Below are 24358 nucleotides of genomic sequence, written 5' to 3' on the forward strand. Positions count from 1 at the left end.
ATAAAGGTTTTATGTTTAATAAGTTCCCAAAGATGTGAAATATTTCAGCATTAAGTAAATGTTTCTGCAAACCAGGGTACTTATAAACAAAAAAGGGAAGTGATTTTTGTAAACCACTTCCCTTTTGTTGTTAAGATATATCTTCTTAAACCAGTTCGCGATTTACGTAATCAAAGCTTTGCTTAATGCTTACAAAAGGATCCTTTGAAAAATTCTCCTGCTCAACAATTAAGTGTTTAAGGCCTGATTCTTTAGCGTGCTTATAAATGCTTTTAAAGTCGATTTTTCCACTGCCTACTTCTGTATTAATGGTATTATCTGCTTTATCCATATCCTTTACATGCCACATCACAAAACGGCCTGGGTGTTTCGCAAATAATGCAAGAGGATCATTCCCAGATCTTACAACCCAGTATAAATCCAGCTCAAACTGAACATTTTTCTTGTCCGTTTCCTGAAGCAGGATGTCGTATCCAGTCGTATCTCCGTATTTTTTAAATTCAAAGTCGTGATTATGGTATGCCAACTGTAATCCGGATTTAGCACACAATTCTGCTGCTTCATTTAATCTTGCTGCTACCTTTTTAAAAGCGTCAAGGTCAGGTCTTAATGATTCATCAAGATATGGACAGGTAAGATATTCCATATTTAAAGTTAAAGCACCTTCAATTAAAGGTTTAACTTCATCCAGATTGCCGCTTTTAATAAAGCCATCTAAGCCAAAGTGGCCACTAGGCGCTTTTAATCCATTCGCATCAAGCAAACCCTTGAATGTTTTGGCATCCAATCCCCAAAATCCTGCATCAGCAGTATAGCCATAGGTTTCAACTTCTTTGTAGCCGGCTTTAGCTACCTTTTCTATTACCCCTTTAACATCTTTAGGCAGTAATTCTCTTAAGGTATAGAGTTGTAGGCCAATTGGGTGAGCCCCCGCTGCCGCAGGAGTGCTGCTGCAGGCAAAAGATGGCAATAACGCTGCACCTGCAACGGCAATACCTGCCTGTTTAATAAAATTTCTTCTAGAATTCATAGTTTTTGAATTATACGTCACAAATATTTACTGCTTCGCTTAATGACTTCATACCGTCTTTACTCTTTGGAATAAATTCCTGAGCAAGATAGCCTTTAAAACCAGTAGCCAAAATAGCTTTAATAATGGCAGGATAAAATAGTTCCTGAGTATCATCAATCTCATTTCTTCCGGGTACTCCGGCCGTGTGATAATGAGAAATGTATTGGTGGTTACTTTTTATGGTACTGATTACATTACCCTCATCAATCTGCATGTGGTAAATGTCATAAAGCAATTTAAAGTTTTCAGAGCCTAGTCTTTTACAAAGCTCAACACCCCAAGGGGTATTGTCGCACTGATAATCTTCATGGTTAACTTTACTGTTCAGCAGCTCCATAACCACTACTACATTATGCTTTTCAGCAATTGGAAGTATTTGTTTTAAGCCTTCAACACAATTTTTCAATCCTGTCTCGTCGTCTTTACCTCTACGGTTTCCACTAAAGCAGATCAATTGCTTGTAACCCGCTTGGGCAACCTTCGGAATCATTTCTGAATAGTTTTTAATTAGCGTTGCATGAAATTTAGGATCATTCCAACCATCTGGTATACTGATTTCTGCACCATTACACATTGAAGAGTATAAGCCATGTTTTTTTAAAGTAGCCCAGTCATTAGGGCCAACAAGGTCTATGGCTTTAATGCCAATTTTTTTTGCCTCTATACATAAAGTATCAAGATCTATGCTTCCAAAGCACCAACGGCAAACAGAATGATTTACATTTCCTTTTAACATAGTTGACTTATATGGCTCGAGAGCAAAAGCGGGCAAAGCTGCCGAAACACCTAAAGCGGCAGTTCCGGCAACAATATTTTTCAGTGCAGTTCTTCTGCTTAATTCTGATTCCATTTTTTTAAATATCTAAATTTTGATTTGGTTCAAATAGATTAATGGGCAATAGCTTCTTCTTCAATTTTCTTTTTATCATTGAAAGTTAGTGCAAACAATAAGAAAACTACAAATGCAATACCAGATGGGATTAGCCATACCATCTTCCAGTCGGCAGCACCATTGGCACCTTTGTATGTATCTGTAATCCATCCTGCAACTTCAAATCCAATAAGCATACCAACACCATATGTAGCTAGTGTGATTAATCCCTGAGCAGCACTTTTATATCTTTCACCAGCTTTAGAATTGGTGTAGATCTGTCCTGATACAAAGAAGAAATCATAGCAAATACCATGCAATGCAATACCAATCAGAATCATAAAGCTAAGCTCTCCTGCATTTCCATAGGCAAACAATAAGTACCTAACAGACCAGGCAAGCATACCAACAAGGATGGTTTTCTTGAATCCGTATTTTTTGAAGAAAAAAGGAATCAATAGTAAAAATAGCGCTTCTGAAATTTGTCCTATTGCCATTTTACCAGTAGGCCCTTCAACACCGATATTAGATAAGAAAGGGTGAGCATTTTGGTAATAGAATGCCAGAGGGATACAAATTAGGATAGCAGAAACAAAGAATATAGCAAAATTTTTATCCTTTAATAGTTTTAAAGCGTCAAGGCCTAAAATATCACCGATCTTTACTTTTTCACCGGCAGCTACTTTTGGTGGCGTTTTAGGTAGTGTGAAACTAAATAAACCTAAGCCTAATGAAGCGATACCGGCCATAAGGAAAGTATTTTTCAATAAACCTGCAGACAGGGCCTCAGGTGAATCCCAAATGAATACATAACTGATGATTAGTCCAGCTGTAATCCAACCGATAGTTCCCCAGATTCTGATAGGAGAGAACTCTTTCTCCGGATCTTTCATTTGGTTAAAGGATACTGAATTTACTAAAGCAAGTGTTGGCATATAAAGAATCATATAGCCTAGTACGTATGGATAAAAAACAGATATATCTGCTGCAGTATACATTTGATACATCAAAGCAGCACCAAGGAGGTGTAAAACACCAAGGATTTTTTCTGCATTGAAAAATCTATCAGCAATTAAGCCGATAATAAAAGGGGCAACTATAGCTCCCCATGATTGGGTTGAAAAAACAGCGGCAGTTTCTGAACCAGAAGCAGAAAGGTTCTTGTCCAGAAAAGTACCTAAGGTAACAAACCATGATCCCCAGATAAAAAATTCCAGGAACATCATGATTGATAATTTAACACGGTTAGTCGTATTCATATTCGGGTTTTCGTTAATCTTTAAAAGTTAAATTATAATTCTTTAATCATAATGTTACGGTACCAAACAGCATCTCCATGATCCTGAAGAGCTATTTTTCCTGATTTGAAAGTTCCAAATCCTTCCCATCCAGCAAATTTGCTTTTTGAAACCAGATTTTTCCAGTTTTCATCCCAAAGTGTAGTCGTCACCACTTTAACGCCATTGAGTTTTAATTCAAGCGCTCCATTGTTACTGATTATTTCAGCTGTATTCCATTCTCCAACAGGCTTTACCGGTTCAGAGTTACTTTTAACAAGATCATACAAATCTCCCGCTCTGTGCTTGGTTATCTTTCCATCCGGATGACCATCGTTATCCAGAACCTGCATTTCTAAACCTGTACTGTATGTAGCATTATATTTCGGGTCTTCGTGTACGTAGAAAATAATACCGCTATTAGCTTTAGGAGCTACTTTCCATTCCAGTTTTAAGTGGAAATTGCTGTATTCCTTATCTGTCACTAAATCACCTCCACCATCATTTTGTCCGTTTGGATCAAAGTGAAGTGTGCCGTCTTCTACTTTCCATTTACTGCCGGCGGTTGCTTTTCCATAGGTATGCCATCCGGCAGTGGATTCACCATTAAATAGTTTGGTGAATCCTTTTGTGCCTTTTTGACTTTTTGTACTACTGCAGCTCATTATTGTTGTTAAGATCAGCGCAGAGAAAATGTATTTTTTCATTATGTGGTTTAAAATTGTTCTTTATGTTTTATGCGCCCAAAGTCCAGCCTTTGCGATACTCACGTTTCACGTATTGGTTCACATCATCAAGGTTGGTAACCTTCATCAGGTCATTATCCCAAAGTAATTTGACATTACGGCCAGGATAAGAGATTTTTCCTTCACTGTTTTTACGTTGAACATCAACACCACGTATGGCAAGGTTTGCCATTAATAAGGCTTCTGTAAGCGGGCCTGCAATTTCAAAAGGAGAACTTACTTCCTGCTTGCCATAACCGGCAATAGCAGCTTCAACCCATTGTTTGTAGTGGCCACTTGCACCACCTTGCACACGGGCAAATTTCTCTGCTACTTTGATGTCTTTGTTTTTAGTTAAAGGAAGTAATTTCGGATTTGCGCTATAAGTTTCGCTCATCATTTTACCTTTTGTACCAATAAATAAGGTGCCATTACCACCGTCTCCAAAGGTTTCGTTTGCTTGTAATTCTTCTGGTCTTTCAGGTTGGATACCGCCGTCCATCCAGTGTACAGTAACATCACCCTGGGTTTTGGTTGTTTTAGGGAACTTTAAGGTTACATGACTTGATGGAGGACAGCTATCAGGGAAATATCCTCTTTTGAACTCATCAACATATACCGAACCAACACTCGCCTGAACTTCGCTCGCATATTTTAAATTTAAAACGCTAAACGGAGCTTCTAGCAAGTGACAGCCCATATCTCCAAGTGCACCAGTACCATAATCCCACCAGCCACGCCAGTTAAATGGAACCAATTTATCTACATAGTCTTTGTATGGAGCAGTACCTAACCAAAGATCCCAATCAAGATCTGACGGTACCTGAGCTTTATTAGCCGACCATGGAATACCCTGTGGCCATACCGGACGATCTGTCCATGCATAAACCGTGTGTACATCTCCAATCAATCCTGCATCATACCATTCTTTCATTTGTCTTGGGCCATCATTTGATGCACCCTGATTTCCCATTTGGGTTACCACTTTATATTTTTTAGCAGCAGCTGTCAAAGCTCTTGCCTCATAAATATCATGAGTTAAAGGTTTTTGCACATACACATGCTTACCCAATTGCATTGCAGCAAGAGTAATAATGGCATGGTTATGATCTGGAGTAGAAACAGAAACTGCATCAAAATTTTTAGCTTCCTTATCCATCAATTCGCGCCAATCTTTATAATATTTAGCTTTAGGGAAAGCTTTTACGCTATTCGCAGCCCTTGAATCATGCACATCGCATAAAAAACCAATATCGGCTTTCCCGCTTTTTGCAAATTCAGCGATATCAGATTGACCTTTTCCGCCTGCACCAATTCCCGCCACAATTAATCTGTCGCTAGGAGCTAAAAATCCTTTTCCGCCCAAAACGTGACGCGGAACTATCATAAATGCAGATGCAGCAATAGCTGATGTTTTTAGAAAACTACGTCTGTTAGTAGCATTCTGATCTTTTTTTGTTTCTTCCATGGTTCTATTTGGTTAGGTAGGTTGAATTATTTTTTAAGTGATAAAATATATTTTACCATTTCTTTTGCATCGTCTTTACTTAATGTTGGGTGAGGAGTCATTGGAATTGCACCCCAAACACCTTGTCCACCTGCAATGATCTTATCCGCAAGATGGTCAATGTTTTCTTCCGTTGCAGGATATTTACCAGCCACATTTATGTAAGCAGGACCAACAAGTTTTTGCGTTTTGTTATGACATGCAAGGCAATCAGATTTAGCAATCAGCGCTTCACCTTTCCCTTTTTCTGCAGCGGCGGCTGGAGCCGGGGCTGCAGGTGCTGGAGCTGCTTCTTTTGCAGCAGTATCAGTAGCAGGGCTGGTGGCTTCAGTTGCAGGAGCCGATGCTGATGTGTTAGCTGAATCTGCAGCTTTATTTGCTGCTGCTCTTTCTTCCGGACTTGCACATGAGGCCATAAAGATTGCTAAACAGCCTAAAACTAATAATGTTCTTTTCATTTGTGTTGTATTATTTATCTAAACCTAAAATTCTGTTATTGAAATCATCGTCACCACCAGAAGCAGCAAAATCATCGAATGCTTTAGTGGTTACTTTAATGATATTCTTTTTAATGAATTCCGCACCTTCTCTGGCGCCAACTTCAGCATCCTTAATGCAGCATTCCCATTCCATTACTGCCCATCCTTTGTAATCATATTGCGCAAGCTTACTGAATATGGTTTTGAAATCTACTTGCCCATCGCCGGGAGAACGATATCTTCCTGCGCGGTTTGCCCAGCTTTGGTAACCACCAAATGTTCCTTGTTTACCTGTTGCATTAAATTCTGAATCTTTAACATGGAATGCCTTTATGCGCTCATGGTAAAAATCAATATACTGAATATAATCAAGCTGTTGTAAAACAAAGTGAGAAGGATCGTAAAGCAAGCATGCACGAGGGTGATTGTTTACTTTTTCAAGGAACATTTCATAAGTGATACCATCAAAAAGATCTTCACCCGGATGTATTTCGTAACATACATCTACACCGCAGGTATCAAACTCATTTAATATTGGTGTCCACCTTTTTGCAAGTTCAGTAAAAGCGGCATCAACCAGCCCTTCCGGGCGTTGAGGCCAGGGATGGAACATGTGCCATAGCAATGAACCACTAAATGTGGCATGTGCATTTAAACCAAGGTTCTGAGAAGCTTTTGCAGCGTATTTTAATTGCTGTACAGCCCATTCTGTTCTTGCTTTAGGATTGTTTTTATACTGATCGGGAGCAAAGGCATCAAATGCAAGGTCATATGCTGGATGTACGGCAACCAGCTGACCTTGTAAATGTGTTGACAATTCCGTGATTTCCAAACCGTATGATCTAACCTTACCGGTTAATTCATCCGCATAAGTTTTGCTTTCTGCTGCTTTTTGAAGGTCAATAAACCTTGCGTCAAGCGTGGGTACCTGGATACCCTTAAAGCCTAAGCCTGCCGCCCATTCACAAATAGCATCTAAAGAATTAAAAGGAGCCTCATCACCAATAAATTGAGCAAGGAAAACTCCGGGACCTTTAAGTGTTGTCATGATGTTTTTATATTTTAAAATCTGTCCATTTTTGATCAGACTGACTTGAAGCCACTACTGTGTCAATAAATGCCATACCTCTTACGCCATCTTCCACTTTAGGGAAATCTAACATAGCCTCGGTAGGGGTTGTACCATGAATCTTTGCTGAAACGGTTGATGCAAAGTTTCTGTAGATATTTGCAAACGCTTCTAAGTAACCTTCCGGGTGACCTCCCGGTACACGGGTGTTGTGTTTGGCAATATCAGAAAGGTAAGCCTGACCGGCACGATAAATCTGCGCAGGTTCGTTAAGCCATTTTAAAGTAAGGGTGTTTGGCTCCTGCTGATTCCATTCTAAACCACCTTTTTCGCCATATACCCTAATTTTTAATGCATTTTCTTCGCCTGCAGCAACCTGTGATGCAACCAACACACCATTGGCTCCGTTATCGAATTTTAACAATACGTTACCATCATCATCAAGACCTCTGCCTTCAACCACAATGTTAAGATCAGCACATAGTTTAGCGATTTTTGCACCAGAAATATATTCAGCTAATTGTGCAGCGTGAGTACCTATGTCGCCCATGCAACCGCTTTTTCCACTTTTTTTAGGGTCTGTACGCCATGCAGCACCAGCATTTCCCTCTCTTTCAGTAAGGGTGCTTAACCAACCCTGAGGATATTCAACCAACACCTTTCTGATGGCACCTAGTTTTCCTTCTTTTACCATTTGTCTGGCTTGTTTTACCATTGGGTAGCCAGAGTAAGTATGGGTTAAGCATAGAATTAAGCCAGTTTCCTGTACTTTTTGTTGCAGCAACTTAGCTTCTTCAAGAGATAAAGCAATTGGTTTTTCAATTACCACGTTAAACCCGTGATCCAAAGCCATCATTGCAGGAGCAAAATGGGCAAAATTGGGGGTAACAATAGTTACAAAATCGATACGTTTGTCAGCTGGTAATTTGCTTTCTTTCTCAATCATTTCCTCAAAGTTCATATAAACCCTGTCTTCCGGAAGGAATAACATTTCACCAGATTCTTTGGCGATTTCGGGGTTTATACTCAATGCTCCGCAGCAAAACTCTACCTGGCCGTCAATGTTCGCGGCAATACGATGAACGGCACCGATAAACGCGTCTTTACCGCCGCCTACCATGCCCATTCTAATTTTTCTTGTCTTCATTAAATGTTACCTTTTTTTAATTCACTAACGGCAAAATCACAAGCTCTTGCTGTTAAAGCCATATATGTTAGTGATGGATTCTGACATGCAGCTGAAGTCATGCAAGAACCATCTGTTACAAATACATTTTTTACTTCATGCATCTGATTCCATTTATTTAATACCGAAGTTTTAGGGTCATGTCCCATACGGGCAGTTCCCATTTCGTGTATTGCCATACCTGGAGCAGATCCGTTGTCATAAGTTTTTACATCTTTAATTCCTGATGCCTCAAGCATTTCTGCCGCATCATTCATCATGTCAACGCGCATTTTTTGTTCGTTATCTTTAAACTCACAATCAATAGCCAATACCGGTTGGCCCCATTTGTCTTTCTTACTTTTATCAATGTAAACGCGGTTTTCGAAATATGGAAGAGATTCACCAAAACCTCCCAATCCCATGTTCCATGCGCCAGGGGTAGTCATTTGATCTTTAAATTCAGCGCCAAATGCCATTTCCGCAACATCAGCATGCCAGTTTCCTCTGCTTGCACCGCCTTGGTAGCCGAAACCCCTTACGTAGTCGCGTTTATCGTTGCCCATGTTTCTATATCTAGGTATATAGATTCCATTTGCCCTGCGGCCGTAAGTGTATTTATCGTCAAAACCTTCCGCTCTTCCAGATGCACCGCAACGGAAGTGGTGATCCATTAAGTTGTGTCCCAATTGTCCACTGCCATTACCTAATCCATCAGGAAACTCAGCAGATGTAGAGTTAAGCAACAGGAAAGTTGAGCCTAAAGTTGATCCGTTTACAAAAACGATTTTTGCAAAATATTCTATCGTTTCCTTTGTTTCTGAATCTATTACTACAACACCTTTTGCTTTTTGGGTTTCCTTATCATAGATAATCGTGTTTACCAATGAAAAAGGACGTAAAGTAAGGTTGTTTGTAGCCATAGCAGCAGGCAGAGTAGATGATTGAGTGCTAAAATAAGCTCCAAACGGACAGCCTCTGCTGCAAAGATTACGGTATTGGCAAGATCCTCTTCCGCCATGAGGAACAGTTAAATTGGCTGTACGGCCAATTGTCATGATTCTCGATTTTTTCCACTTATCTTCAATGCGTTTTTTTACATCTTTCTCAACGCAGTTCATCTCCATTGGAGGCAGAAATTGACCATCAGGTAATGCCGGCCAACCTTCTACTTGTCCGCTGATACCTGCAAATTTCTCTACATAGTCATACCATGGAGCAATATCTTTATATCTGATTGGCCAGTCAACACCATGTCCATCTTTAAGGTTGTCTTCAAAATTAAGGTCGCTAAAGCGGTAACTCTGTCTGCCCCACATCAATGATTTTCCACCAACGTGAAATCCACGGTACCAGTCAAAACGTTTAATTTCTGTATACGGACAATCGTGATCATCTACCCAATAACTCTCGTTGAATTCAGAGTATGGATAATCTCTCTTTTGCACAGGATGTGCTTCTTTTTGTGCTTCTGTTATTCTTCCACGGTGTTCAAACTCCCATGGTTTTTTAGTAGCAGTAGTATAGTCTTTTATGTGCTCAATGTTTCTTCCTCTTTCAAGTAATAGAACTTTTAAGCCCTTTTCTGTTAGTTCCTTTGCTGCCCAGCCACCACTAATTCCAGATCCTACAACAATGGCGTCATATGTATTGTTAGCTGTCGCTTTCGTATTTAAATTGCTCATTTTAATGCTATAAAAGGTTTATGCCCAAACTTTTTGACCAGGTTTCAAATCCACACAGCCATCATAGCGGCCAGGGATATCAACGTAAGCCATTGCTTTTGTTGCTCCAATCTCAGAGGTGAAGTAACCCAGTAAGGTTAGATCTCTAATGATAGAGAAGAAACGTGGTTCTGTTTTCGGCTTGTCTTTTGGTAGAATTGATGTGAAGCCGGCATTTTCGGTTTGAGATTTTGCCTTATCAGGGTCAGTTTTTTGTGCATCTGCCTCTTTTTGTTTATCCTGTTCAGCTTTGGTAGCAGCAATAGTTTCTTCTCTGACTTTACTAAGCAGTTGTGTACGCTCTGCCGGGGAAATTTCCAGAAAAGATTTTTTAAACTGGTCTTTAGATTGCTCTTCAAGAGCATCCAGTCCTTTCACAAATGCCTTTTGAGCATCCTCAGGATAACAATCTTTTACCATTAAGGCAATAAATGGACCTACTCCTGCTGCCTTTGCACCCGGCGAACTGGTTGTAGGGATAATGATGTCGGCAACTTCGGTAATCAGCTTAAGCTGATTATCATCAAATAATTTGCCATTGGTTTTAGTAGATGGTGAGCTACAACTATCAAGAAATACTCCTATCGTAGTTGCAGATAAAGCCCCTCCCATTAGGAAGGCCATATTCCTCACTGCTTCTCGTCTGTCCATATTTGGTGTTTTAGGTGTTTTGGTGTATTCTAAGTGTGTTTTGTTTTGTAATATTAAGAAAAAATAAATAGTTAGTGTTCTAAATACACAATTAAAGTAAATATATAATGTTTTTGTTACTTAATAAAGCGCACTTTAGAAATTAACGAAAATCCATCCAATTGAGTATCCCCAATATCGGTTTTATCCAGGTAAAATGTTGGTTGCACTAAACATTTTTGAATAGGTTCATTCATTTATTTATTTTTGTGGAAACCCAAATCAGTCATGATTGAGAAAATAGTAGTGTTAGGCTCTAACGGCCAGATCGGCACAGAGCTGGTAACGGCTTTACGTAAAGTGTGTGGAGAGTCTAATGTTATTGCATGTGATATCCGTCGTCCTGATTATGACATTAAGAATTCGGGCCCTTTTGAATTTGTGAATGTTCTGGAAAAAGATACTTTAAATTCTATTTTTCAGAAGTATGAGCCTACACAGGTTTATTTACTGGCGGCCTTGTTGTCTGCAACCGGCGAGCAAAATCCTAAGCTTGCCTGGGACCTTAACATGAACGGGTTACTTAATATTTTAGATTTGGCAATTACCTATAAGACGGCAAAAGTATATTGGCCAAGTTCTATAGCTGTTTTTGGGCCAAATTCGCCTAAAGATAATACCCCTCAGTTTTGTGTAATGGATCCCAATACCGTTTACGGAATTAGTAAACTGGCCGGAGAACGTTGGTGCGAATACTACCACCAAAAGTATAATTTAGATGTACGTAGTATCCGTTATCCGGGCCTAATAAGTTGGAAAGCTGCCCCAGGTGGAGGAACCACAGATTATGCCATCCATATTTTTCATGATGCGTTAAAAAAAGGAACTTATGCGTCGTTTTTAAATGCCGCAACAGAATTACCAATGATGTATATGGATGATGCCATCCGTGGTACTATAGAATTGATGGATGCTGAGGCATCAAAACTAACTATCCGTTCCAGCTATAATTTTGCTGGGGTAAGCTTTACCCCAGAGATTTTAGCAGCGGAGATCAGAAAACATATTCCGGAATTTACATTAACTTACACCGAAAATGACCCTCGCCAAAACATCGCAGACAGTTGGCCAAGGTCTATTGACGATAGCTTTGCGGTAAAAGAATGGGGATGGAAGCCTGAGTTTGACCTTTCAAAACTTACGCTTGACATGATTAAAAATTTAAAAAAATAAAATAAATATCAAGTAGTTAGTGCTAACTACTTACTAACCACCAAAGAGAATAAAATGGGAAGAGCATTTGAGTTCAGAAAAGAAAGAAAATTTAAACGTTGGGCCAAAATGGCCGTACAATTTACCAGGATAGGTAAAGAGATTGTAATGGCCGTTAAAGATGGCGGACCAAGTCCTGATACCAACTCTCGTTTACGTACAGCTATACAAAATGCCAAAGCAGTAAACATGCCTAAAGACAGGGTTGATGCGGCTATTAAACGTGCATCAAATAAAGATGAGAATGGGTACGAAGAGTATGTTTACGAAGGTTATGCGCAGCATGGTGTTGCCGTTTTAATTGAAACTGCAACAGACAATACAAACAGAACGGTTGCCAACGTCCGTAGCTATTTTAATAAAACAGGCGGTACTTTGGGTAAAACAGGATCTCTTGATTTTATTTTTAATCGTAAATCAATATTCAGATTCTTACCTGGAGAAAAGGATCTTGAAGAACTGGAATTTGAATTAATTGATTCAGGACTGGAAGAACTATATCTTGAGGCTGATGAAGAAGGAAATGATATTGCTGTTGTTCAAACCGCTTTTGAAGACTTCGGTAAAATGCAAAAAGCACTTGAAGATCTGGCTGTTGAAATGAAAAGTGCTAAGCTTGAGCGCATTTCCCTTTCAACTACCGCAGTTACAGAAGAGCAGGCCGCAGATGTATTTAAATTAATAGATAAGCTGGAAGAGGACGACGATGTTCAGGCAGTTTATCACAATATGGCAGAATAAATTCTGCCATATAAAACCCATTATTTCTGATTAGAAAATAGCCATGGCAACAGCTCCGGCTCTGCAAAGGCAGAGTCCCAGCTGTTGTGATTGGCTTCGGGATAAAGCGTTATTTTTGGAGTTTTCCCCAATACTTGAAGCTGATCGGCAATGGATGTAGAAAGCACAACAGGTACTACATCATCTTTTTCTCCATGAAAAATCCATAGCGGTACCTTTTTGTACTTCTGAACATTTGCAATGTTATCGCCACCACAGATCGCAAAAGCGGCTGCAAATGTTTTGCGCTTGCGTCGTAGTAATTCATAAGTACCCATTCCTCCCATAGATAAGCCGCCCACGTAAACCTTTTTCTTATCCACAAAGGGCTTATCCAAAAAATTATCTATCATACCCAGCAATGCATGCATGGCTTTTGTGGGCTTGCCTCCTGTTTGGAAATTAAATTCCCGCTTGCCACCTTCATTATTTTTGAATTGAATGTTTGCCCAGAAGCTATCATTGCTACATTGTGGGAATACAATTATTGCCGGAAAGTTTTTACGAACACTATCTTTTAAAAACAACTTGCCGCCATGGGTAAGCTGTTTCTCATTATCATTTCCTTTTTCTCCACTTCCATGTAAGAAGAACAGTATTGGATATTTTTGATTTGGATCAAAGTTCTCGGGAAACAGAATCCTATAATAAATGCTGTCTTTCCCTTCAATGAAATTCCCTGAATCATATTTCTTGAAGTCCTGAGCCATCGTATTTAATCCTAATAGCAAGACCATAAAAGCGGTTAATTTAATCCTGTTCATGTTACTAATCTAAACAAAATTGTAGTCTTTTAAAAATGAGAGGATATAGGGATAACGATTGCTTAAAGATGGCGTCCTCCCGAATCCGAGGGATCTCTTGATTACAAAGTATTGGTATAACCCAGAGATCCCTCGGATTCGGGATGAGGAGGTAAACTATAGCATGGCTCCTAAACTAAATGCACTAAAGCAGCGTAAACTGATTAGTCTTAACGTCTCTTGAATTTGTGCCAATGAACACTTTGAAATCTCCCGGTTCCGCCAGATATTTAAGTTCCGAGTTAAAGAATTTTAAATCATCAACAGTGATTTTGAAATTAACTGTTTTGCTTTCTCCCGCCTTTAAATCAATTTTTTCAAAGTGTTTTAATTCTTTGACAGGACGGGTAGAGCTGCCAACAAGGTCTCTGATGTAAAGCTGAACTACTTCTTTGCCTTCCCTTGATCCGGTATTCTTTACAATAACACTCGCATTGATCGTTTCGCCGGATTTAAATTTATCCTTGTCTAGTTTTATATCACTATAATCAAAGGTTGTATAGCTTAATCCGTATCCAAATGGATACAAGGGATCATTGCTTACATCAATGTAATTAGAACGGAATTTAGAAAACCATTTGCCATCTTCTAATGGGCGACCTGTATTTTTATGGCTGTAATACAATGGTATCTGACCAACATTTTGCGGGAATGTTGTGGTCAGTTTCCCCGATGGATTTACATCGCCAAATAATACATCGGTAATTGCTTTTGCCGCTTCTGTACCCCCAAACCAAACATTAAGTATTGCCGGAACATTCTCATTTTCCCAATTTAAAACCAATGGCCTACCGCTAAACAAAACTAAAACAACTGGTTTGCCAGTTTTAAGTAAGGCCTGTAATAAGCGTTTTTGAACTTCGGGGATTTCCAGATTGGTCCGGCTTGAGCTTTCACCACTCATTTCAGAACCTTCTCCCAGAGCCGCAATAACTACATCAGATTGTTTTGCAATGCCTACGGCTTCTTTGATCACTTCTTCTTCCGGACGGTTGTCTCTGGGAATATCACGAGCAAACATAGTTGCTCTTTTTTGATACGCTTCATCCGCCAATAAGTTCGAACCTAAGCTATGTAATACTTTAACGTTTGACCCTAAAGTAGCTTTCATACCTGCCAGAAGGGAAGAGGTACTGGCTAAATCACTATTTACACTCCATGTACCTGGCATATTGGATCCAGTGTTGGCCAAAGGACCTATTAATGCAACCGTACCTGTTTTTTTAAGAGGTAATGTCTGTTTGTCGTTCTTTAACAATACGAAGGATTGAGTTGCCGCTTCACGTGCAAATTGTAAATGCTCGGGTTTAAGTATTTCGGTTTTTGCACGTTCTTCGTCGCAATAACGATATGGATCTTCAAACAGCCCAAGCTTGTATTTAGCCTCCAACACAAGGCGGCAGGCATGATCAATTTGTTGTGTTTTTACTTTGCCTTCCTGTACCGATTTTTTTAGGGTGGTTAAAAATCCTTCACCCACCATATCCATATCAACTCCGGCATTTAACGATAAGGCAGATACTGCCTGCAAATCACCCAAACCATGATCTATCAGTTCGTTCACAGCGGTGTAGTCCGTAACAACGAAACCCTTAAAGCCCCATTGTTTACGTAGCAAATCTGTCATTAACCATTTGTTAGCGGTTGCAGGAACACCATTAATATCATTAAATGATGTCATTACACTTCCGGCTCCAGCATCAATAGCAGCTTTATATGGAGGCAGGTATTCGTTGTACATCCTGTCCAGGCTCATATCTGTAGTGTTGTAATCTCTTCCAGCTTCTGCAGCGCCATATAGTGCAAAGTGTTTGACACAAGCCATCATGGTGTTGTATTTAGAAAGGTCATCGCCCTGATAACCTTTAATCATTGCCTTGGCAATTTGACTGCCTAAATAAGTATCCTCTCCCGATCCTTCAGAGATTCTTCCCCATCTTGGGTCTCTTGATATATCAACCATTGGAGAAAAAGTCCAGTTAAGGCCATCAGCTGTAGCTTCAACAGCTGCTATACGTGCCGTCTTCTGGATAAGAGACATATCCCAGGTACAAGACAAAGCCAGTGGGATAGGAAAGGTAGTTTTATAGCCGTGGATTACATCCTGCCCAAAAATGATTGGGATTTTAAGTCTGCTTTCGTTTACAGCGATCTCTTGTGCCTTGCGGATTTTTTGAGGTGTTGTAAAGCTAAACATACCACCTACCTGGCCTTTCTTGATTTTACTTTCAACATCTGTACTTACTACTGATCCTGTAGTTGCTTCCCCACCGGTTAGCAAATTGAGTTGCCCTATCTTTTCATCTAAAGTCATTTTAGATAATAGGTTGCTGATAAAAGCATTCATCTTTTGATCAGCTGCGGGAACTTTTTTTTTCTGTTGCGCAAATGTTGCGCCGATGCAGAAAAACATAGACAAGAATAGTAAGTGAGATATTTTCATTTTTCGTGTTATTTTTTTAAATAGGGTGTTATTTCTTTGATCCAGATGGCATAGCCTTCTGGTTTCATATGTAGCATGTCTTCTACAAATAGTTCTGGTCTTGGAGCGCCGCTGCTGTCCAGCATTTTGGAGTTTACATCAATAAAAACTGCATTTTTTTGCTTACTGATGTACTCTTTTATCATGGTGTTTGCTTTGTTCACATTATCTGCAAACTTCATTCTTGAAGGACTCTGCTTCATAGAAATATAGACGATGTTTGCTTTGGGAAGACCTTTACGAAGGTTATTATAAAACGTCACAAATCTGTCGTACGTCTGCTCAACACTTGTACCTGTTGCAATGTCATTTTCTCCACTGTAAATTACAACCTGCTTGGGTTTATAAGCAAACACAAGCTCGTTGATATACGCATTCGCCTGCTCAAGCGTAGAACCTCCAAAACCACGGTTAATGGCATGATAATCTTTAAAAACTGTCTCCAGGTCATTCCAGCGCGTAAAAGACGAGCTGCCCACAAATACAACTTTGTTTTTGGCAGGCATTGATGCACTGTCCTGATGCTTAAATTTCTGGATATCGTTCCAAAAAGGTTTCACCTGTGCAAATGAGTTAACAGACAGACTTGCCAGTAATACAAAAAGTAGACGGAAATAGAAGTGACGTTTCATAATTTTTTAATTTTCTAATTAACTTTGGCAACCTCTGTTTTAGGAGCGACTCCGCTCTCATTGATTGCTTCGATGCTAAAATAGTAAGTTTTATTTTTGTCCATCCCTTTATACCAGTATTCATTTGTATTATACACCATAATGCAGTTATACAGCTTATCAGGCTCAGTGCCTATGTAGATGTTGTAGGCATAAGCATCTTCTACAGGTGCCCATTTTAACCATGCACTGCGTTTGTCTTTTTCGGTTCTTAGTACAACAAAATCTCTGACGCTTTTTGGTGCCGACTGATTGCCATTACCAAAAACCCTTAGGCCACTAATAGCGAATCTCCCTGTAGGCATGTGTATGTTTTCCAGTTTTATAAACCGTGCCTTAACGGGTTGTTCAAGCTCAATATAGTCATGAGGAACATCAGTTTTATTTGTGCTTTTATCCTTTAAAATTTTCCATTTCACACCATCTGCAGAATACCACAGCTTGTATTGATGATAAATGTCTTGTCGTTTGCCAAGGAACTCAGCATCCTGATCTGCATAGTTAATCTGTACCGCATTTACTGTCGACACGCTACCAAGATCAGTTTGTATCCATTCGCCTTTATTTGCTGTTTTTGCACTCCAATAAGTTTTAATGCTTTCATCAACAGCATTGTTGGCATAGTACGATCCAAGTGTTGATGATACAGTTACCGGCTTGTTATAGCTTAACAACATCCACCCGGTAAAACCGCTTTTTAAATGATCCTGAGCATCAGTGGGTAAGTAATGAGGATAATCGCCAAAGGCAGCATCCATATACATTACGTCATCCTTATCGAATCCGGCTGGCCAAATACCAAGGCGGCGTTCAAAGTTGTTTTTTACGGAGATGGCTATAGTAGAAACATGCCAATAGTTTTTCCATTTATCCTGATAAGTAGCACCATGGCCAGCACCACGGGCAAAGCCACCTGGTTTCCATGAAAAAGGGATAGACTGATGTTCAAATGGTCCCAAAGGGGTAGGCCCAACAGCCACACCATCGGCATAGCCGCTAAATTCTGTGCCTGGTGCACCATATTGAAGGTAGTACTTACTGTTGTGCTTTGTTACCCAGGCACCCTCCATAAATGGATCTAAAAAGGTGTTGTCCAAATATTCTCCAAACCGTTGCCATCCAAAACGTTCCGGATTTAACAGGAGTAATTCTTTACGGGTGCCTATCGGTTCAAAAGTTTTTCGGTTTAACTCAATGCCATACAGGGGATAGCTATTGCTGCTACCATTGTACATGTATAGCTTACCGTCGTCATCAACAAAATGAGCAGGATCCCATCCGCCAATCTCAAATTCATGAACAACTTCTTTCCATTCATTTTTTTTAGGATCCGTACTCATCCATATCGGGAAATTTTTAGAATAGGTAGAACCGAAAACAAGCATCGTATCTCCCTGCACCCATACCGATGGTGCGCAAAGATCATCATAGACCTTATGTTCCGGTCTTAGAAAGTTTTTAGAAACGAATTTCCAGTTATACATATCACTGCTCCACCAATAACCCCATTGATTGGTAGAAAACAGATAATAATCGCCTTTATAGGTTACAATAACAGGATCGGCTGTAGCTCTGTGTTTTCCCTGCTCAGCAAAATTAGGAATAGGAGTATAGCCATAATCCAGATTAATTGGATTGCAATAGGTTAGTTGTTTTTTTTGGGCAAATGCGCCCATGCTTACAATAAGCATTAGCAATATTGAAATATATATTTTCTTCATCATCATCTATAAATTGGGACTTGTGAATCCTAAGGTTTTAAGACCTCTTTTTACATCAGGACTGCTCATAAATAATTTCCACAATAAGCCGCTGCGGTAGTTTTCAATCATAACAATGATTGGCCCCTGATCTATAGCGAGGTGAGATTTTGCATACCAGTTTTTTTCTTCGCTAAAGGCATCAACAAACCCATATTCGCTCCATAATTTGTCGCCTTTATCATAATAAAAATGTTTTAGTGCTTCCATTGAATATTCTGGAGTATATGGGAAGGCAGATAAAGCTGCAGTTGGGGTAATTACACCAAGGTCTTCTGTTGGCGAATGAGCTGCATAGCCACCCCAGCTATCACTGGCAGTTAAGCCCCAGCTATTGGCACCGTAGCCTTTGTATTTTTTAGGGTTTTCTATACAATAAGCCCTGTTAATAAGCGTGTGATTTTTGTTTTGCTCCCAATAATCCGCATTATTGTCTTTTAAACCACGTGGATCTAAACCTAGGAATGAGTAATGTGAAAAGAATAGCGGGCCTCCGTAATCAAAGCCTAATGGCAGTGTAATACCATTAAATTTACGGCCATTAAAGAAGGTGTTGTTATTTGCGTAACCATCGTCGTAAACGCGTTTGTTGATAGGGAATTTTGGAGATGATGCTGCCATCACGTAGGTAATCAGACACTCATTCCATCCCTTAATCTGATGGTTCATGCTCCAGCCGTTGTTTGGACTCCAGTGCCAGTAAAGAACATTCTGATTTTGAGTAAACCAGTTCCATTCAATTCCTTCCCACATCCATAATATTTTATTTCTGATGTCGTTTTCGACAGGATTATCTGCAGTATAATACTGTCGGGCAGTTAATAAACCTTGAAACAATAAAGAAGTTTCAACGATATCTGCACCATCATCTTTTGGGCTAAAGCGGATTACTTTTCCGGTTTCTCCATTTAACCAATGGGGGAAAGCGCCATGAAACATATCTGCTTTCCATAAAAAGTCTACTATTTTTTTTGTGCGTTCAGCCGCTTGTTCACGAGTAATGAATTTACGCTCGGCGGCTACTATCATAGCCATAACGCCAAACCCGGTACCACCTGTGGTAACTACCTCATCGCCGTAGTCAAAAGATCGGTTACTACGTTCGCGCGCCATGCCGCTAACAGGATGTCCAAAGTCCCAGAAGTATCTGAAAGTTTGTTTTTGTACCAGATCAAGAAGCTGGTCATCGGTAAGGTTTTTTTTAATTGAGAGGTCAGCCGTTATTTTATTGCTTTTTTTTTGCGCCAGTACAGGATTTGTAAATAGAACAAAAACTAATGAAAATATTAGGGGGATTGAAAAGTGACTGATTTTTATCATGCGCTTATAACTAAAAAAGGCTGCTACTGTTAAAGCAGCAACCTTTTAGAAGTGAATTAATTATAGCCGGGGTTTTGTTTTAACAAACCACCGCTTAGGTCTATCTCGGTTGAAGGAATTGGCCAGACTTCATTTTTGTTCGCTTTCCATCCTTTCGGACCAAACACTTGAAGTGCACGGCCCTGACGAATTACATCAAAATAACGGTCACTTTCCATTGCCAGCTCTACTTGTCGTTCGTGCCAGATCGCCTCCTGTAATGCTGCTTTATCGCTGGTGGTTACATCGGGCAGGATCGTCACATTAGTTCCACGTGCACGTTTTCTTACACGATTTAATGATGTTTTGGCAAGTGTTGGATTTCCAAGTTCGTTGGCCGCTTCTGCGTTCATCAAGAGTATGTCTGCGAATCTCAAGACACGAATGTTTTGCTGTGCTCCTTCATTAAAACCAGATACGCGCATCCCAAATGGTACATATGATTTTTGATTATATCTTTCATTTGGCACAGTGTTGGGAATCACATCTCCCTGAGGAGTAGTCTCGCCTTTAAAGAGAATGGTTGCATTTCTTCTTGGATCGCCGGTTTCAAAGGCATTAGCCAAAACTTCTGAAGGTGTATTAAAGCCCCAGCCACCACCAGGAACACCAGCAGCACCTTGAACTTGACTATACTGCGAGTTTGATGCTCCAGAATTTCCAGGTAACAATTCGCATTGAATCTCGAAAACAGATTCAATATTGTTCTCGTTTTCTGTTCTGAATCCTTTTTCAAAATCCGGAAAAAGATCATAACCTAATCCCATAACCTGATTTGTTAGCGACAGCACCTGATCCCATTTTTGCTGGTACATCGCTGCTTTGGCCATCAAACCTAAAGCGGCACCCTTTGTTGCCCTACCCAGTTCAGCACCACTATAAGAAGGAGGAAGAACTGCTGCAGCTTCTGTCAGGTCTTTTTCGATTTGTGCATATACTTCTTCTTTCGTCGACTGAGGCATGTTGTATTCTGTCGCATCCTTAGGAACATGAAGTCTTAAAACCACATTTCCATAAGCACGGACAAGTCTGAAATAAGAGTATGCACGTATAAATTTCGCTTCTGCAAGGTAGCGTGCCTTTAAATTCTGATCCATTTCTATATCTGGCACGTTATCCAATACCTGATTGGAAAGATTGATGTTTTGGTATTGCCCGGTCCAAAAATCCTGCAAAGAACCTTGTGTTGAGGTCACAGTAAAATTGTCAAAGAGATTAAAAAATGTAGCATCAGTAGGTGTACTGCCTTTATCGGCTTCGTCTGATCCCGTACTTTCAATAACCAGGGCGTTAAAAGCAACATTATTCCAGCTGCGCAATTGCGCATACATAGCATTTACTCCTTTTAGGGCATCCTCAGGTGTTTTCCAGAATTGAACATCTGGTTGTTGAGCTTGAGGTGGAACATTTAGAAAGTCCTTTTTACAGGAAGCCGTAAAAAGCATCGCGCTTAGGGCCGCTGCAACGAAGCAGGACTGTATATTTATATATGTTTTCATATTCAATTCAGTTAGAATGTTAAGTTAACGCCGAAATTATAAGTAGCGAATAATGGATACACATTGGTGTCTATTCCTGCATTTGTAGGAGTGCCACCTACCTCAGGGCTGAATCCTTTGTAACCAAATAGGTTTACCGCATTTTGTGCATTTATAAATACCCTCAGGTTCTTTGCCTTCCATTTAGTGGTTAAAGTTTGAGGTAGGGTATAGCCCAGCTGTATGTTTCTTAGGCGGATATAATCACCACTTTCCACATAAAAAGAGCTGGGAGCCTTGTTAAGCTCATTGGCAAGATTTGCTGATGGATAAGTATTGGATGATCCCGGGCCAGTCCAACGGTGGTCAAAAAAGTCTTTGGTATAATTTTCATTACCAAAACGGTTAGCCAGATTGGCGTTTAATACATCTACTCCTGCAACGCCCTGAATATCTAGGGTAAGATCAAAGTTTTTGTAAGCAAAATTGGTATTTATCCCATAGCTAAATTTAGGATTAGGATTACCCAACACTACTCTGTCTCTGTCATCAATAGTGCCGTCATTATTAATGTCTGCAAATTTGAAGTCACCTATTGAAAATTTATTGTTTGTCCATTCAGCAACTTCCTCGGCTGTTTGGAAAACACCTGCAACCTGATAACCAAAGAACTCACCAATAGGTCTGTTGTTAACAGTTCTTGTAGATCTGTAACCACTGGTCAGTCCTACTCCGCCTTGATAAACCGGGTTATCTCCCGAGGTTACATTCAAGACTTTATTGTTGTTGATGCCCAGATTCGCACTGATTGTATACGTTAACCCGCCTTCAGTTTTGTCAGCCCATGTAGTCAAAAATTCAACTCCGCTATTCTTAATGTCGGCCTGGTTACCTAAGATTGTACTGTTTGTAGTTCCTAAACTTCCAAGGATTGGAATATTAAAAATGGCCTGTTCAGTTTTTCGTGTGTAATAATCGGTCTCTATTTTTAATCGGTTGTCCAAAAAGCCCATCTCCAGACCTACGTTTGTTCCGGCACTACGTTCCCAGAGTAATGAAGGAGGGACAATTGATCTGATACTTGCACCAGTTTGAGGGTTTCCACCAAAAAATGCAATCAATTCTGCAGCCTGGTCAACTGTAAGTGTAGAAGGATTGAAAGGTACCCCAGCATTTCCTACTTTACCCCAGCTTCCACGAAGTTTTAAATTACTAAATACCTTCTGATCTTTCATGAAGTCTTCATTGGTGATTACCCAGCCTGCACCGATAGAAGGGAAGTTACCCCATGGATTTGAGTCAAACCCATAGAATTGAGAAGCGCCATCTCTCCTGAAGGAAGCATTCAATAGGTATTTGTTCTTGTAGGCATAGTTTACCCTTGCAAAATATGAAGAAAATGTACTGAGCTCACCCTCATCCCGAATAGATCGTGACGCTGCATCGCCAAGTGCCAGATATAGATCGCTTTCTGAGTTGTAAGGTACATTCTCAGCTGATGCAAAGGTTCTGTATAATTTTGTACGTTGTGCGGTTTGTCCGGCAAGTACAGTTAACCTATGGTCATCCCATTGTTTATCATAGGTCAGAGTATTTTCTATGATCCAGTTTCTGTTTTCAACCCTGTCTATGTTTAGCTTACTGATGGTGTTGTTCTGTGCAGTAGTGGCTTCGTATTTTGGTATATAGCCCCTTACTTCCTCCTGACCAAAATCGCCACCCAGGCTGGTTTTAAAGGTAAAGTCTTTTAATAGTTTCAGTTCAGCAAACACGTTTCCTGTAACTTTATATTTGGTTGTTCTTTGGTTAAAGAAATCCATTGTTACCTGAGGGTTTATGTTACTGCCATTCCCTAAATTAAAATCATTAGGATCACCATAAGAACCGTCCTCATTAAATACAGGTACTACTGGAGAAGCCGCATAAAGTCCTCTGAATAGTGCAGTTGGCGCGTCCTTCGATTTGCTCGAAGTGGCCGTGACGTTGTATCCGATTTTGAGCGGCTCAAAAATCTGAATGTCATTAGATAACCTTGCGGTGTAACGCTGATAGTTGTTGTTTTTTACAATTCCATCTTGATTCAGGTAACCAAGCGAAAGGTTGTAGGTTGATTTTTCTGTACCACCGTTAATAGAGATCTGATGATTAGTCACCATCGCGTCCCTTAACATCAGACCGTACCAGTCGGTTCCCTTACCAAGATCAGTGTTGGCAAATAATGCTGGCTCATCAAGAAGCGCATAGGCCTCATTAACTGCTGTTGCATACTCCGAAGCATCAGCCATCTCAACTTTATTGGTAACTCTTTGGAAGCCTACGGATCCATTGTAGTTAATAATGGGATCTCCCTTTTTGCCTTTGGTAGTCGTTACCAGTACAACCCCATTGGCACCGCGTATACCGAAAATAGACTGTGCCGAAGCATCCTTTAGAATGCTTATATCAGCAATGTCGGCAGGATTCAAAAAGTTGATATCATCATACCAAACCCCATCTACTACATATAAAGCTCCTGTTTTACCATAAATCGTACTTGCACCACGTATGGTTAATTGCGGAGTTCCACCAGGTGCACCCACATTGGTAATGGTTACGCCTGCTACCTTACCTTGGAGCGAACTTACAGGGTTTACAGAGGCTTGTTTGGCGATGTCTTCACCTTTTACATTTCCTACTGATCCGGTCACATCAATCTTTTTCTGTGTACCATAACCCACGACTACAACCTGCTCTAGTTGCTGTGCAGAAGTAGCTAATTCGATGTTTATTGTTGTTCTGTTGTTTACTTGCATCTCCGTTGGATTATATCCAATGTAAGAGAATACAAGAGTCGCATTGGCCGGAGCACTTATTGCGTATTTTCCTGTTGCATCTGTTTGTGTCCCAATTTGTGTTCCCTTTACTAAAACGCTTACCCCTGGAAGGGTGGTTTTATCTGCGCCATCACTTACTACACCTCGTATAGTAATATCTTGCGCAGAAGCTGCGTTGATAAAAAGAAAACATAAAAAAGTTAAAACAGAAAGTTTTGTAAAGATTCTTTTCATGCTGTTTAAAATTTAGTTGTTAGTTGTATAAATCTCCGAGAGTATTTGAGTTAAAACAAATAAAACGCCTCAACATTAATACATCATCATGGAAACCTATACTTTCTCAAACAATCGAAATAGGCGTCTTGTTTCGCTAAAAACGTTGTTCTATGCCGACATAACAAAATTTAGACCTACAACAAGG

19 protein-coding genes are annotated in these 24358 nt (G+C 40.0%); 2 read left to right on the plus strand and 17 right to left on the minus strand.

What is annotated here, in order from left to right:
* Nucleotides 1-145: 145 nt before the first annotated feature.
* The 10 genes from AC6CH7_RS16015 to AC6CH7_RS16060 are packed head-to-tail and all read right to left on the minus strand — an operon-like array spanning nucleotide 146 to nucleotide 10540.
* Nucleotides 146-1030 carry a sugar phosphate isomerase/epimerase family protein gene (locus tag AC6CH7_RS16015; RefSeq protein ID WP_498263707.1) on the minus strand — a complete coding sequence of 295 codons (885 nt, stop codon included), beginning with the start codon at nucleotides 1028-1030 and terminating at the stop codon, nucleotides 146-148.
* A gap of 10 nt (nucleotides 1031-1040) precedes the next feature.
* Complete coding sequence (locus AC6CH7_RS16020) at nucleotides 1041-1922, minus strand: hydroxypyruvate isomerase family protein (RefSeq protein ID WP_498263708.1); 882 nt, start codon at nucleotides 1920-1922, stop codon at nucleotides 1041-1043.
* 38 nt (nucleotides 1923-1960) lie between these two features.
* Nucleotides 1961-3202 (minus strand): MFS transporter, encoded by a 1242-nt coding sequence (locus AC6CH7_RS16025; RefSeq protein WP_048903704.1) that lies wholly within the window; start codon nucleotides 3200-3202, stop codon nucleotides 1961-1963.
* Between the two features lie 32 nt (nucleotides 3203-3234).
* Nucleotides 3235-3927 carry a 3-keto-disaccharide hydrolase gene (locus tag AC6CH7_RS16030; protein ID WP_498263709.1) on the minus strand — a complete coding sequence of 231 codons (693 nt, stop codon included), beginning with the start codon at nucleotides 3925-3927 and terminating at the stop codon, nucleotides 3235-3237.
* Nucleotides 3928-3955: 28 nt separating this feature from the next.
* Nucleotides 3956-5413 (minus strand): Gfo/Idh/MocA family protein, encoded by a 1458-nt coding sequence (locus AC6CH7_RS16035; protein ID WP_498263710.1) that lies wholly within the window; start codon nucleotides 5411-5413, stop codon nucleotides 3956-3958.
* A gap of 26 nt (nucleotides 5414-5439) precedes the next feature.
* Nucleotides 5440-5910 (minus strand): c-type cytochrome, encoded by a 471-nt coding sequence (locus tag AC6CH7_RS16040; RefSeq protein WP_498263711.1) that lies wholly within the window; start codon nucleotides 5908-5910, stop codon nucleotides 5440-5442.
* A 10-nt stretch (nucleotides 5911-5920) separates the two neighbouring features.
* The gene (locus AC6CH7_RS16045; RefSeq protein WP_048903708.1) at nucleotides 5921-6979 is read right to left on the minus strand and encodes a sugar phosphate isomerase/epimerase family protein; all 1059 of its coding nucleotides are present in this window, start codon (nucleotides 6977-6979) and stop codon (nucleotides 5921-5923) included.
* 7 nt (nucleotides 6980-6986) lie between these two features.
* Complete coding sequence (locus AC6CH7_RS16050) at nucleotides 6987-8147, minus strand: Gfo/Idh/MocA family protein (protein WP_498263712.1); 1161 nt, start codon at nucleotides 8145-8147, stop codon at nucleotides 6987-6989.
* Nucleotides 8147-9850, minus strand: a complete 1704-nt coding sequence (locus tag AC6CH7_RS16055; protein ID WP_498263713.1) for a GMC oxidoreductase — start codon at nucleotides 9848-9850, stop codon at nucleotides 8147-8149. Before AC6CH7_RS16055 ends, AC6CH7_RS16050 begins: the two co-directional genes overlap by 1 nt.
* Nucleotides 9851-9868: 18 nt before the next feature.
* Nucleotides 9869-10540, minus strand: a complete 672-nt coding sequence (locus AC6CH7_RS16060; protein WP_498263714.1) for a gluconate 2-dehydrogenase subunit 3 family protein — start codon at nucleotides 10538-10540, stop codon at nucleotides 9869-9871.
* 267 nt (nucleotides 10541-10807) lie between these two features.
* Between AC6CH7_RS16060 and AC6CH7_RS16065 the strand changes: the two genes are divergently transcribed.
* Together AC6CH7_RS16065 and AC6CH7_RS16070 are read left to right on the plus strand one after the other, a co-directional pair.
* Nucleotides 10808-11752 (plus strand): NAD-dependent epimerase/dehydratase family protein, encoded by a 945-nt coding sequence (locus tag AC6CH7_RS16065; protein ID WP_498263715.1) that lies wholly within the window; start codon nucleotides 10808-10810, stop codon nucleotides 11750-11752.
* Nucleotides 11753-11806: 54 nt separating this feature from the next.
* A complete protein-coding gene (locus AC6CH7_RS16070) occupies nucleotides 11807-12532 on the plus strand; it encodes a YebC/PmpR family DNA-binding transcriptional regulator (RefSeq protein WP_172659373.1) in 726 nt (241 codons plus the stop codon).
* Between the two features lie 20 nt (nucleotides 12533-12552).
* On the opposite strand, the gene AC6CH7_RS16075 is transcribed toward AC6CH7_RS16070, so the two are convergent.
* The 7 genes from AC6CH7_RS16075 to AC6CH7_RS16105 all read right to left on the minus strand — a co-directional run bounded on the left by AC6CH7_RS16075 (nucleotide 12553) and on the right by AC6CH7_RS16105 (nucleotide 24171).
* Nucleotides 12553-13335: a carboxylesterase family protein gene (locus AC6CH7_RS16075; RefSeq protein WP_498263716.1), complete on the minus strand. Its 783-nt coding sequence runs from the start codon at nucleotides 13333-13335 to the stop codon at nucleotides 12553-12555.
* A 184-nt stretch (nucleotides 13336-13519) separates the two neighbouring features.
* A complete protein-coding gene (gene bglX / locus AC6CH7_RS16080; protein WP_498263717.1) occupies nucleotides 13520-15817 on the minus strand; it encodes a beta-glucosidase BglX in 2298 nt (765 codons plus the stop codon).
* A gap of 8 nt (nucleotides 15818-15825) precedes the next feature.
* On the minus strand, nucleotides 15826-16488 hold the full coding sequence (locus AC6CH7_RS16085) for a GDSL-type esterase/lipase family protein (protein WP_498263718.1): 663 nt from the start codon (nucleotides 16486-16488) through the stop codon (nucleotides 15826-15828).
* A 14-nt stretch (nucleotides 16489-16502) separates the two neighbouring features.
* Nucleotides 16503-18251 carry a family 43 glycosylhydrolase gene (locus AC6CH7_RS16090; RefSeq protein WP_498263719.1) on the minus strand — a complete coding sequence of 583 codons (1749 nt, stop codon included), beginning with the start codon at nucleotides 18249-18251 and terminating at the stop codon, nucleotides 16503-16505.
* Between the two features lie 3 nt (nucleotides 18252-18254).
* The gene (locus AC6CH7_RS16095; protein ID WP_498263720.1) at nucleotides 18255-19607 is read right to left on the minus strand and encodes a glucoamylase family protein; all 1353 of its coding nucleotides are present in this window, start codon (nucleotides 19605-19607) and stop codon (nucleotides 18255-18257) included.
* 56 nt (nucleotides 19608-19663) lie between these two features.
* Nucleotides 19664-21145, minus strand: a complete 1482-nt coding sequence (locus AC6CH7_RS16100) for a RagB/SusD family nutrient uptake outer membrane protein (RefSeq protein ID WP_498263721.1) — start codon at nucleotides 21143-21145, stop codon at nucleotides 19664-19666.
* Between the two features lie 11 nt (nucleotides 21146-21156).
* On the minus strand, nucleotides 21157-24171 hold the full coding sequence (locus tag AC6CH7_RS16105; RefSeq protein ID WP_498263722.1) for a SusC/RagA family TonB-linked outer membrane protein: 3015 nt from the start codon (nucleotides 24169-24171) through the stop codon (nucleotides 21157-21159).
* Between the last annotated feature and the right edge of the window lie 187 nt (nucleotides 24172-24358).

The organism is Pedobacter sp. GQ55, from assembly GCF_059758925.1.

Coding starts and splice junctions, on each gene's coding strand:
- AC6CH7_RS16015 (WP_498263707.1), bottom strand. CDS start 1,030: ATGAATTCTAGAAGAAATTTTATTAAACAGGCAGGTATTGCCGTTGCA.
- AC6CH7_RS16020 (WP_498263708.1), bottom strand. CDS start 1,922: ATGGAATCAGAATTAAGCAGAAGAACTGCACTGAAAAATATTGTTGCC.
- AC6CH7_RS16025 (WP_048903704.1), bottom strand. CDS start 3,202: ATGAATACGACTAACCGTGTTAAATTATCAATCATGATGTTCCTGGAA.
- AC6CH7_RS16030 (WP_498263709.1), bottom strand. CDS start 3,927: ATGAAAAAATACATTTTCTCTGCGCTGATCTTAACAACAATAATGAGC.
- AC6CH7_RS16035 (WP_498263710.1), bottom strand. CDS start 5,413: ATGGAAGAAACAAAAAAAGATCAGAATGCTACTAACAGACGTAGTTTT.
- AC6CH7_RS16040 (WP_498263711.1), bottom strand. CDS start 5,910: ATGAAAAGAACATTATTAGTTTTAGGCTGTTTAGCAATCTTTATGGCC.
- AC6CH7_RS16045 (WP_048903708.1), bottom strand. CDS start 6,979: ATGACAACACTTAAAGGTCCCGGAGTTTTCCTTGCTCAATTTATTGGT.
- AC6CH7_RS16050 (WP_498263712.1), bottom strand. CDS start 8,147: ATGAAGACAAGAAAAATTAGAATGGGCATGGTAGGCGGCGGTAAAGAC.
- AC6CH7_RS16055 (WP_498263713.1), bottom strand. CDS start 9,850: ATGAGCAATTTAAATACGAAAGCGACAGCTAACAATACATATGACGCC.
- AC6CH7_RS16060 (WP_498263714.1), bottom strand. CDS start 10,540: ATGGACAGACGAGAAGCAGTGAGGAATATGGCCTTCCTAATGGGAGGG.
- AC6CH7_RS16065 (WP_498263715.1), top strand. CDS start 10,808: ATGATTGAGAAAATAGTAGTGTTAGGCTCTAACGGCCAGATCGGCACA.
- AC6CH7_RS16070 (WP_172659373.1), top strand. CDS start 11,807: ATGGGAAGAGCATTTGAGTTCAGAAAAGAAAGAAAATTTAAACGTTGG.
- AC6CH7_RS16075 (WP_498263716.1), bottom strand. CDS start 13,335: ATGAACAGGATTAAATTAACCGCTTTTATGGTCTTGCTATTAGGATTA.
- bglX (WP_498263717.1), bottom strand. CDS start 15,817: ATGAAAATATCTCACTTACTATTCTTGTCTATGTTTTTCTGCATCGGC.
- AC6CH7_RS16085 (WP_498263718.1), bottom strand. CDS start 16,488: ATGAAACGTCACTTCTATTTCCGTCTACTTTTTGTATTACTGGCAAGT.
- AC6CH7_RS16090 (WP_498263719.1), bottom strand. CDS start 18,251: ATGATGAAGAAAATATATATTTCAATATTGCTAATGCTTATTGTAAGC.
- AC6CH7_RS16095 (WP_498263720.1), bottom strand. CDS start 19,607: ATGATAAAAATCAGTCACTTTTCAATCCCCCTAATATTTTCATTAGTT.
- AC6CH7_RS16100 (WP_498263721.1), bottom strand. CDS start 21,145: ATGAAAACATATATAAATATACAGTCCTGCTTCGTTGCAGCGGCCCTA.
- AC6CH7_RS16105 (WP_498263722.1), bottom strand. CDS start 24,171: ATGAAAAGAATCTTTACAAAACTTTCTGTTTTAACTTTTTTATGTTTT.